Annotated in this window: 1 pseudogene; it reads right to left on the bottom strand. The window is 71.4% G+C overall.

Going from position 1 to position 266, the window contains the following annotated elements:
- Positions 1 to 226 (bottom strand): annotated as a pseudogene (locus DW233_RS10520) (sugar nucleotide-binding protein); the annotation flags it as partial.
- Positions 227 to 266: the final 40 nt, after the last annotated feature.

The following is a 266-nucleotide window of genomic DNA, read 5'->3' as shown; positions in this document are numbered from 1 at the left end:
GGGCCGGGCCGGTCGCGTTGGCCTTCCAGGCGGTCACGCGGCCCTCGGGGGTCTCGGCCCTGTCGACCGCCGTGTAGGCGCCGCAGTTGATGACGGCGCCGTAGAGCGACCAGTCGTACTGCGAATAGGCCTCCGGGTCGGACATGTCGAAGGTGTCGATGTCGCAGAAGTCGAAGTCCTTCGCCAAGCCGCGCTCCTCGGCGAGCCTGCGGACCGCGCGGCCCAGCTGGCCGTTGCAGCCGGTGACGAGGGTGCGCTTCGGCGCC

It is taken from the genome of Collinsella sp. AM20-15AC, assembly GCF_003471405.1.
Classification (GTDB): Bacteria; Actinomycetota; Coriobacteriia; order Coriobacteriales; family Coriobacteriaceae; genus Collinsella.
This window is presented reverse-complemented; position numbering and strand designations above follow the sequence as displayed.